The 9571-nt window shown below is 42.1% G+C and carries 9 protein-coding genes and 3 pseudogenes; 7 read left to right on the top strand and 5 right to left on the bottom strand.

What is annotated here, in order from left to right; translation table 11 throughout:
• Positions 1 to 335 precede the first annotated feature (335 nt).
• Complete coding sequence (locus tag AB4503_RS08155; RefSeq protein WP_017082548.1) at positions 336 to 827, top strand: hypothetical protein; 492 nt, start codon at positions 336 to 338, stop codon at positions 825 to 827.
• A gap of 25 nt (positions 828 to 852) precedes the next feature.
• Here the strand turns inward: AB4503_RS08155 and AB4503_RS08150 are convergent.
• Positions 853 to 1037 (bottom strand): annotated as a pseudogene (locus tag AB4503_RS08150) (IS110 family transposase); the annotation flags it as partial.
• Positions 1038 to 1129: 92 nt separating this feature from the next.
• On the opposite strand from AB4503_RS08150, the gene AB4503_RS08145 reads away from it, so the two are divergent.
• The 4 genes and pseudogenes from AB4503_RS08145 to tdh all read left to right on the top strand — a co-directional run.
• Positions 1130 to 1534, top strand: a complete 405-nt coding sequence (locus AB4503_RS08145) for a hypothetical protein (RefSeq protein WP_102257267.1) — start codon at positions 1130 to 1132, stop codon at positions 1532 to 1534.
• Positions 1535 to 1819: 285 nt separating this feature from the next.
• On the top strand, positions 1820 to 1960 hold the full coding sequence (locus AB4503_RS08140; RefSeq protein WP_157936388.1) for a hypothetical protein: 141 nt from the start codon (positions 1820 to 1822) through the stop codon (positions 1958 to 1960).
• A gap of 64 nt (positions 1961 to 2024) precedes the next feature.
• Positions 2025 to 2460, top strand: a pseudogene (locus AB4503_RS08135) (transposase); the annotation flags it as partial.
• A gap of 176 nt (positions 2461 to 2636) precedes the next feature.
• Positions 2637 to 2780: pseudogene (tdh, locus tag AB4503_RS08130) on the top strand (L-threonine 3-dehydrogenase); the annotation flags it as partial.
• Positions 2781 to 2908: 128 nt separating this feature from the next.
• On the opposite strand, the gene AB4503_RS08125 reads toward tdh, so the two are convergent.
• The 3 genes from AB4503_RS08125 to AB4503_RS08115 all read right to left on the bottom strand — a co-directional run bounded on the left by AB4503_RS08125 (position 2909) and on the right by AB4503_RS08115 (position 7216).
• Complete coding sequence (locus tag AB4503_RS08125) at positions 2909 to 4135, bottom strand: DUF819 domain-containing protein (RefSeq protein ID WP_017064792.1); 1227 nt, start codon at positions 4133 to 4135, stop codon at positions 2909 to 2911.
• A gap of 541 nt (positions 4136 to 4676) precedes the next feature.
• Positions 4677 to 6599 (bottom strand): monovalent cation:proton antiporter-2 (CPA2) family protein, encoded by a 1923-nt coding sequence (locus tag AB4503_RS08120; protein WP_372110202.1) that lies wholly within the window; start codon positions 6597 to 6599, stop codon positions 4677 to 4679.
• Positions 6599 to 7216, bottom strand: a complete 618-nt coding sequence (locus AB4503_RS08115) for an NAD(P)H-dependent oxidoreductase (protein ID WP_371724809.1) — start codon at positions 7214 to 7216, stop codon at positions 6599 to 6601. The genes AB4503_RS08120 and AB4503_RS08115 overlap by 1 nt, the downstream gene beginning before the upstream one ends.
• A gap of 306 nt (positions 7217 to 7522) precedes the next feature.
• Between AB4503_RS08115 and AB4503_RS08110 the strand changes: the two genes are divergently transcribed.
• Positions 7523 to 8599, top strand: a complete 1077-nt coding sequence (locus AB4503_RS08110) for a low specificity L-threonine aldolase (RefSeq protein ID WP_372114243.1) — start codon at positions 7523 to 7525, stop codon at positions 8597 to 8599.
• Between the two features lie 102 nt (positions 8600 to 8701).
• On the opposite strand, the gene AB4503_RS08105 is transcribed toward AB4503_RS08110, so the two are convergent.
• Positions 8702 to 8827 (bottom strand): hypothetical protein, encoded by a 126-nt coding sequence (locus AB4503_RS08105; RefSeq protein WP_017060906.1) that lies wholly within the window; start codon positions 8825 to 8827, stop codon positions 8702 to 8704.
• Between the two features lie 247 nt (positions 8828 to 9074).
• Between AB4503_RS08105 and AB4503_RS08100 the strand changes: the two genes are divergently transcribed.
• Positions 9075 to 9509 (top strand): YccF domain-containing protein, encoded by a 435-nt coding sequence (locus AB4503_RS08100; RefSeq protein ID WP_004730224.1) that lies wholly within the window; start codon positions 9075 to 9077, stop codon positions 9507 to 9509.
• Positions 9510 to 9571: the final 62 nt, after the last annotated feature.

Genomic DNA, 9571 nt, shown 5'->3' with positions numbered 1-9571 from the left:
ATGAATTAGATGAATTAGATTATTCATTCATGTTAGTTACCCATATAGAAGAAAATGGATAAATTCATATTGCGCAACTATTAACACCAGCAGTTGACTGTCGAGACAAAGCGGGTAAGAAGGAAAATATGAAGCCATTTGATATAAATGGAAAGGTAGTGAAAATGGAAAGTTTTGTGCGAATGAATATACGTCATTGACATATCCATTAACAAATGTAGGAAGAAAATATCTAATAAATGAATTGAAGAGAATGAATTTTATCACCTTCAACTCATGGAAATATTCAGCGAGAGGGTTCACAAAAATTTTCAACACTATGAAAAAAAACAACAATGCCATTTGAAAACAAATATGCTTACTTCTTATATACTCCTTTGCTGTTCTGGAGTATAAATGCGTTTTCCGTTCAACTTACATATGCAGACGAAGTTTCTGCGTTTAAAGCCGCAGGCTATAGCTTCGATGGCAAATCTTGGCGTAGTAATTGTCAGGAATTTCGCTTCACCTCATTGGGTGAAATAACTGTTGTACGAGATTTGAATGGTGATGATCAGCCTGAGGTGATTATCACAGAAAGTAATACATATTGTTATGGAAATACTGGCTATCACTATACTCTCGTCAGTAAATGGAACAATAGTAGTTGGAAGCTAATCACCAGTGGAGTTGGAATACCGAATTTTATAATTACTCAGGAACCTCACGGTTGGCCGGATATTGAGATAGGCGGCCCGGGTTTTTGTTTTCCTGTCATGCGTTGGAATGGCCGTAATTATGTATTTAGTCGGTATCAATATAACGAGGCTCCTTGTTCTCTACAATAATTCACGATGCTACATTAACAAAGCCCCAATAATGTGCACCGCAACACGCTTCACCGCCTGTACGCATGAGTGGCATATTTGTTATTGTAGTCAGTAGTTTAGAGCGGGTTACTACTTATGAAGTATGACCTTACCATTTTTGTCTACGGCATGGTGGCTAAAGTGGTTTTTGGCTATGTCGATATCGCAGAAATAAGAATAATCAGACATGGTGCCTCGATGCAATTAGTTACCACATAATTATGGCAGAGCCTCGGAAGTGGGAAGCCATGTCATTCTTTATAAGTATTAAGGGTAAATAAGTGAAAAAAGTTCTATTTCTTTTGCCATTGGCATTTAGTTTAAATGCAGCGGATAGCGCGAATTACGATGAGAAACGACGCTTGTTCTGCGAGTTGACGTCAATTAACCCATTGCTAAGTGATTTGGGAAAAGGGGATGTGAGAGATGGTTGGCTTCGAATCCAAGATGATATGTATTATTCCATAGAAATTGGTGGCTGGGTTATGTTGCGTTATGGTTCAAATGACGGCGTAAATATATCAAATACAAAAAATAGTCTTTATATTAAGGATTATGTCGGACTGACGAAATTTGATAAAAAGACAGGCAAGGTGACAATGAATTATTCTACAAAAGATATGTCACAAAAATTAGTGTGGTCATGTGATGTGGGCTTGAATCAGCCAAATAATAGCGAAATGTAATACTGATAACAAACGTATTAGGCGCTGCCGGATCCCCTAATAACTTCCCCAATCCTGCGTTTGCAATATAAAGCTACTGGTGAGGTGTCTACCTATCTTGGTGATTCTGAAGTTGTAGTGTCAGCGGGTTTGAAGGAAGAACCTATCAATTTAGCTAAAAAGGAAGATGAAAAAGCAATTGAGGATCGTGAATAAGAACAATCAGATGTGGACTCTGACGATGAGTCAAACAATGCTGAGATCCAGCGCTCGGTGTTGACGAAGCAACTGAGATGGTAGCCGAGAATGAAAAGGAAAAAGGAGGATGTGGATAATCCATATATGGACTCTTATCCACATCCTCCAGACATTCCACAAGAAGTTACACCGCTGGGTGTTGTGGAGGGTATGTATAACTTTGATGATGCAAGCGGCTTTGTTGCGTAATTCGAGGGAACTAAATCTACAACCTACACTCTGTTCAGCAACACTCACTTTTCCTCGTAGCCTCATATCTAAGCCTCGTTACAAAACAACCAAATGGAAGCAATACAACCCGAGCACTCATTAAACGTGGTTCTCTGACTCTTTGGATTGATGAGGAATCCATAAGCGGGTGGTCCAAAGCATGCAAAACCGGCGTGGTAGACCACGTCGGTTTAGTTATTTAGCGTTTAACACTGCCGCTCATGGTGAAGCGAGTCTTCTCTATGCCACTGGGGGCTTTACAATGATTTATCTATTCAATATTTAGGTTAGCCAATTTTCCGTTAAGTTGTCCGCATTAGACCTGCCTCAGTCGTGGAGCAAAGTAAGTTGAGGTCTCATTTAGTACTAAAACGAGAGGAGCAAGTCAGGACCAAGCCATTGATGCTACTGGCCTTAAGGTTTACTACGAAGGTGAGTGGAAAGTCAAAAAAACACGGGACGGAGGGCAGCGTAAAGTTATTTTAATTATATATTTCTTTTGCTTGGTCAAAGAAGCTGGATTGGAAGTAAGACGAGAAATAGGCTTATTGTTGACCTTATTTTTATCTTGGAGAGAAAAATTTGTCGCCAGTTTGTCGCCATTAGTAATTTTATTTTGTGGTAAGTGTCTGTTTTAAATTAACTTTTCTTATCGTTGTATACAATGGCTTCACTAATCCAATCAGGCCTAGATCTAACACCAATCATTACTCACCACTACAAAGTGGACGACTTCCAGAAAGGCTTCGACATGATGCGCTCTGGTATGTCAGGTAAAGTAATTCTTGATTGGGAATAAGCTTTAGCTGAGTAACAAGATATTAGAAAGGCGACAGTTTTTACTGTCGCCTTTTTTACATCTCGGAACTCAAGAAAATGGGCGATATGATCAAGGTTCAGTTGCCCATTTTTTACAGCAATGAGTTGTTAACCCAATGCAGCAGCCTGCATGATTAGGCCACAGATGTAAGCGCCGTATGTACCGAGTGCGTAACCAAGTACAGCCATTAGAATACCTACTGGAGCTAATGCTGGGTGGAACGCTGCCGCTACGATAGGAGCCGATGCAGCACCGCCGACGTTAGCTTGGCTACCTACTGCCATGAAGAACAGTGGTGCACGGATTAGCTTTGCCATCACAATCATGATAATCGCGTGGATGGTTAACCAAGTGATACCGATGAAGAAGTAGCCTGGGTTATCCAAGATAGCTGTGATATCCATCTGCATACCAATAGTGGCAACTAGGATGTAGATGAATGCAGAGCCCACTTTAGATGCGCCACTGTGCTCAAGGCTGCGTGTTGATTTGAAGCATGAAGCAATGAGTGCAAACGTAGTCACCATTACGATTAACCAGAAGAATCCAGAAGTCAGGCTGTATTGCGCCAGTTCAGGAGCATTAGTTGAGATCCATGGTGCGATAATGTCGCTAAAGAAGTGTGCTAAGCCCGTAAGGCCAAACGCAATCGCAGTGATCTTCATTAGATCCGTTGTCGTCGTCGGACGCGCGTTTTCTTCTTGGTACTTAGATACGGTTTCTTTTAGGTCTTCGATAGATGAAGTATCGGCTTTTAACCATGCATCAATCTTCTTCTGACGACCTGCCATGATAAGCAATATTGCCATCCAAATATTGGCACAGATTACGTCCACAGTAATCATCGCAGAGAACAACTGATCGTCAACTTCAAATACTTCTTTCATTGCAGCTTGGTTTGCACCGCCGCCGATCCAAGAACCAGCCACCGTTGTTAGACCACGCCATACATCACCCGATACAAGGCCAGGATTTATTTGGTCGATGATCAAGATAGCCAATGGGCCGCCAATGATAATACCGACAGTACCGGTTAGGAACATGATGACGGCTTTTGAACCTAGTCCAAAGATCTTGCGCAGATCTGCAGAGATGATCAGTAGAACGAGTGCACTCGGAAGTAAGTAACGGCTTGCAACAAAGTACAGTTTAGAATTCGAAGCATCGATTATGCCGAAGCTGTTTAATAAAGAGGGAACAAAGTAACAGAGCAATAGACCCGGAACGAACGAGTAGAATTTTTTCAGTGCGCTATTTTGGCTACTTTCCGTGATAAAAACACCGCCAAGAATAACAGCTAACATGCCCATTATTACAGCATCATTAGTAATCATTATTATATCTCCTTTAAGGTGAGCGCAGAGGTCTCACTTTTTGAATTGCAGGACTATACCGATAACCGCTATTCGTTACAAATTGTAACGATAGACATGTTTTGAAATGTTTATGTTAATTTTAACGGGTTGAATTTGTGAATGCGGCGCAATACTTATTTGCGTGATGAATGGTTGAGTTAGGGCTTGTGCAGCGTATTTAGATATATGCAATGTAACTCAAGCCTTAGAGGGTGGTCGCTATGAATTGGGGCGATGATTGAACGACTTAAATGAGTGCATATATAGCCATGTTTATGGTGTGGTTTATGCGAGGTTGGAATGTTTCAATAATGTAAAAAGTGAATTCACTTTTGCCATGTGGTCAGAAATTAAAAATTTTAGCTAGATCACATAAATCTTTCGGATTACGAGTTCTAGCACCCGCTACTCATGCTCATTTGACGTTTTGTAGGGGTTCAATGAAAGAAAAAGCGGCCTAAATAGCCGCTTTTGATGGTTGCCTAGTATGGTTATCTAGCGCCGTTATTTAGAGTTCTGCTTAGGACTCTTCTTCCTCAAAGCCATCTGCATAGCCTTTCGGTGGCGGTGTCCAACCACGTTCAGATCGAGAGTGCTTGTCTGAACGGTCTTTTTTCATATCTTCTTTCATTGCTTCTTCAAGGTGAATGAAGATTTGTCGGTAGTTGTTGTCGTAGCGCGGGTTCTCTTCCGCTTCAGACCAAGCTTGGTAGAGCTTTTCAGACTTACGGCTCTCAACACGTTGATACGTCGATTTCTGTTGTTCAACGAAGAATGGGTGATGACCCAAAGAACGCAAGGCTTCTGCACCCATTTCAAGAGCAGAATGGTAGGTCTCTGATTCCACGAAGTCTGCACCTGCTTCTCTTAGGCGATAACTATGACCACGGTCGAATGCACGCGCTAAGATTTTCACTTTAGGGTAGTTGTGTTTAACGTATTTGACCAATTCAACACTTGAGTCTTGGTTGTCGATAGCCACAACCAACATTGCGGCTTCTTCGATACCAGCGGTATGTAATAAATCATGACGAGTCGCATCACCAAAGTAAGATTTGATGTTGATTGAACGTAGCAAGTCGACTTGATTAGCTTGATGATCCAAAACCACCGTATTGACATCATTCGATACCAATAAGCGGTTAACAATCTGACCGAATCGGCCAATGCCCGCAATGATTACGGTGCCTTTCTCTTCTATGGTATCTTCTTCGCGGTCGTTAGATTTTTGTTCGTAACGAGGAAGAATCACTTTATCAAATAGAATGAACAGCCCTGGTGTTAGGAACATTGAAAGTGCCACAACCAGCGACAATGTTTGGACGATGTCAGCAGGTAATACGTGGTTTTGAGCTGAGAAGCTTAGTAGTACAAAACCAAACTCACCGGCTTGCGCCAAGCTCAGTGTAAATAGCCAGCGGTCGCTGTTTTTGATTCTGAAGATTAAAGCCAGTGTAAACAACACCAAGGCTTTCAGCGCCATCACGCCAAGAGTTAAGCCAATGATGAGTGCGAAATCGTTAAATAGAACGCCAAAGTTGATACCTGCGCCTACCGTGATAAAGAACAATCCAAGCAATAACCCTTTAAACGGGTCGATGTTAGATTCCAGTTCGTGCCTGAACTCACTGTTGGCAAGTACCACACCTGCTAAGAAAGTACCTAGGGCAGGCGACAAACCAACAAGGCTCATTAGCGCGGCAATACCAATCACCAACATCAGTGCAGTTGCAGTGAAGATCTCGCGTAAGCCAGAGCTCGCAACAAAACGAAACAGTGGCCGACTTAGATAATGTCCACCGACGACCACAATCGCAATTGAAGCCGTAATAACAAGTCCGTATGCCCAACTTGGCAAACCTGCAACTAAACTGAGTTCATCATGGTGTGCAGCGGTTTGGGCGGCACTTTCTGCCAAAGCAACCAATTCAGGAAGAGCCAACAAAGGGATGAACGCCAGCATTGGGATAACGGCAATATCTTGGAACAAAAGTACCGAGAAAGCGTTTTTACCGCCTTCCGTTTTAGACAGGCCTTTCTCATTGAACGTTTGTAGAACAATGGCTGTCGATGAAAGCGCAAAGATCAAACCGATAGTTAAAGCAATCGTCCAAGGTTGACCAAAGAACTGTGCAATTCCCATCACGATAGCGGTCGTACCACCAACTTGAAGGCCACCAAGCCCCATCAATCGGTTTCTCATCGCCCATAGCATCTTAGGTTCAAGTTCAAGCCCGACTAAGAACAGCATCATCACTACACCGAACTCGGCAAAGTGCTGGATGGTTGTTGTCTCTTCGCCAACCAATCCAATGATGGGACCAATCACAACGCCAGCGATTAAGTAGCCGAGAACTGATCCAAGTCCAAGTCTTTTGGCAATAGGGACCGCAATCACGGCTGCAATTAAATAGATAAATGCTTGTAGAAAGTATCCCGTCATTATTTAACCTCTGCTATCAATTCTTCCACAATATGGTTCAACTTTTCTGCCTTGTTGGCTCTTTTGATGTTGATATCACCTGCAACCAAGGCCTGTAAAAGCGTTCTGTAGCTATCGACATGTTGTTGAATACGGTTTTCTTCTAAAGCGGTACGAGATCCAAAAAGCGCAAAAGGCGCAAGATAGTTCATCCCACATAAAGACGCGGTTTGTTCAATTGGGTGAAGCAGTTCTCGAATAGTGAAGTGGTTGTAGCCATCACTTTGGTAAGCATCCTTTTTACCGCCAGCAGTGATGCAACACAGTAAGCTCTTACCTTGTAACTCGTTGCCATCGGTTCCATAGGCGAAGCCATACTCTAGAACGAGATCTTGCCACTCTTTGAGAATTGCCGGTGTGGAGTACCAATATAAGGGGAACTGAAAAATGATGATGTCATGGTCCAATAGGCGTTTTTGCTCACGATCGATGCTGATCTTGAACGTTGGATATTCGGCATAGAGGTCGACGCACGTGACACCGTCAACGCGTTTTGCTTGCTCAAATAACGGTTTGTTTGCTTCAGAACGATGTTGAGAAGGGTGTGCGAATAGCACTAAAACTCGATTTTTCGACATATAGCCCTCTTTGTATATAAACGAATAATACCTATTGGGATTATAGATATACAATAATAGAAGAATGCTTGAAGAACAACGAATTAGCTAATAGTGATTGTTTTTTCATTATCTCATTTCGTATAGTTTACCTTGTTTTAAGGCACTGTATTGTTTATACAATTCAATACTTCGAAAGGATATGAGCTTGTAAAACTAAATATTCGTTAATAATAAAAGCTAACATTTTTACTTTATGTCACCTTAACGTTAGAACGAAACCATTCGACAACTTTTCATACAATGATAACGAATAAAGGAAAGAGTATGAGTACAGATCTGCGTCAACAATGTGATTTTTTGCTTTCTGGTCACTTAGAACCAACTCCGGCACAAACATTCGCTCAGATGGCTCACTGGTGTGAAACAAATAATGTTACTCACGATAGCTACGGTGATGGCGAGTTTATTGAGAGTTTTGAAAAGAAAGTGGCAGATCTGCTCGGTTATGAAGCGGCTGTGTTTGTTATTACGGGCACCATGAATCAACCGACTGCACTAGAAATTGCGTGCCAAGAGAGAAGAAACCCAGTAGTGGCGATGCATGAATCGAGTCATATTATGCGCCATGAACGCCAAGGGTATCAGCTTCAAAATCGTTTTAGTGTTCTTCCTGTCGGTAACGTATTCCGCACTTGGAATGTCGATGACTTAAAGGCATGGCCTGATGAAATCGCAGCCGCATTATATGAACTGCCGATGCGAGAAATTGGTGGGCAGTTACCCGAATGGGAAGAGCTTGAGGCGATTAAACAGTACTGCAAAGAGCAATCGATTCACCTTCATATGGATGGTGCCCGCTTGTGGGAGTGTGGCGCGTATTACCAAAAGCCATACCGCGAGATTGCTAAGGGGTTCGATAGCGCCTATGTCTCGCTGTATAAAGGTCTCAATGGCCTTGGTGGTTCGCTACTGTTAGGCGATAAAGCTTTTGTAGCGAAGGCATCGGCGTGGATGAAGCGCCAAGGTGGTAACGTGTATCACCGAACGCCTTATGTGGTATCTGCTGCGATGCAGTTTGATGAGCGATTAGAACTGATGCCAGCTCTGTATGAACGCACCAAACAGGTTTATCAAATATTACAAGATTACCCTCAGTTCACCGTTAATCCGCAGCAACCGCAGGTCAACATGCTTCACCTATATTTACCTGTGAGCTATGAAGACGGCATTATTGTGAGAGATAACATAGCGAAGAAACACAAGATTTGGATAGGAAACCCAGCGATCAGTGAGTTGCCAAACCAATGTAAGATTGAATGGTATGTAGGGGATAACCTACTAAATTTGCCTGATCATGGGCTGATAGACATTCTAGATTTTATTAGCGAAGAGCTGATTTGATTAACGAAGAGCTGGCTGAAGAAGAACTGATCTAATTGGAACTGAAATGGATACAGGAAAGGGTTCTTATATCCATTTATATAGCTAGGATGTCCGGCTCTGTTACATATACTGGTTGATGTACACATCAACTAAGAACATGAACACTGGCACAGTGCTGAGAAGTCCGAAGAAGACGATTGGCACCCAGTTTTTCATTTTCTTTTTAGGTTGCTCAGTGTTATTCATAAATTCGGCCTTAAATTCGTTGTTGAGTCTGTTTAGCTTTTTGGTACTAAAAATCTAAGTGTATGGTATCAAATAAATGGGTTTAGCCCTATGTAGATTTAGAGAACCGTGGTGTATATCAATCACATAAAATGTAAGTGATTCATAAACGGTTCATAAAGGTTCAACAATAATGAACCTATTACAACTATCATTGCCTTACTCGGCATATTAAATAAATAGCATTCAAAGATTTGGAGAATACAGAATGAAAACAATAGGAAACATCATTTGGTTTCTGTTCGGTGGCGTATTTATGGGACTAGCTTGGTGGTTCTTCGGACTGCTCGCATTCCTAACCATCGTTGGTATTCCATGGGGTAGAGCATGTTTTGTTATGGGTAACTTCTCATTCTTCCCATTTGGTCAGGAAGCGATTTCGCGTGATGAGCTAACCAATGAAATGGACATCGGCACGAGCCCGCTAGGTGTGATTGGTAACGTTATTTGGTTCTTATTTGCGGGGATCTGGTTGGCGATTGGTCACATCATGTCAGCAGTAGCGTGTTTCATTACTATTATAGGTATTCCGTTTGCGATTCAGCACCTTAAGCTCGCGGTTATCTCATTGGCGCCAATCGGTAAAACCGTTGTCGACAAGCGTGAAGCAGAAGCGGCACGAGTAAGAAACTACAAGGGTTAAGACTACAGTTTAAGCCTTATATAGAACTGAAAAAGCACATCACATGATGTGCTTTTTTGTGC

The sequence above is a fragment of the Vibrio sp. 10N.222.55.B11 genome (assembly GCF_041473705.1).
GTDB lineage: Bacteria > Pseudomonadota > Gammaproteobacteria > Enterobacterales > Vibrionaceae > Vibrio > Vibrio crassostreae_C.
The sequence above is the reverse complement of the archived record's forward strand: the minus strand, read 5'-3'. Positions and strand labels throughout refer to the sequence as shown.

Excerpts from the sequence above, each read along its gene's own strand:
- AB4503_RS08125 (WP_017064792.1), bottom strand. The coding sequence starts at position 4,135 with ATGATTACTAATGATGCTGTAATAATGGGCATGTTAGCTGTTATTCTT.
- AB4503_RS08155 (WP_017082548.1), top strand. The coding sequence starts at position 336 with ATGCCATTTGAAAACAAATATGCTTACTTCTTATATACTCCTTTGCTG.
- AB4503_RS08115 (WP_371724809.1), bottom strand. The coding sequence starts at position 7,216 with ATGTCGAAAAATCGAGTTTTAGTGCTATTCGCACACCCTTCTCAACAT.
- AB4503_RS08120 (WP_372110202.1), bottom strand. The coding sequence starts at position 6,599 with ATGACGGGATACTTTCTACAAGCATTTATCTATTTAATTGCAGCCGTG.
- AB4503_RS08140 (WP_157936388.1), top strand. The coding sequence starts at position 1,820 with ATGAAAAGGAAAAAGGAGGATGTGGATAATCCATATATGGACTCTTAT.
- AB4503_RS08110 (WP_372114243.1), top strand. The coding sequence starts at position 7,523 with ATGAGTACAGATCTGCGTCAACAATGTGATTTTTTGCTTTCTGGTCAC.
- AB4503_RS08100 (WP_004730224.1), top strand. The coding sequence starts at position 9,075 with ATGAAAACAATAGGAAACATCATTTGGTTTCTGTTCGGTGGCGTATTT.
- AB4503_RS08105 (WP_017060906.1), bottom strand. The coding sequence starts at position 8,827 with ATGAATAACACTGAGCAACCTAAAAAGAAAATGAAAAACTGGGTGCCA.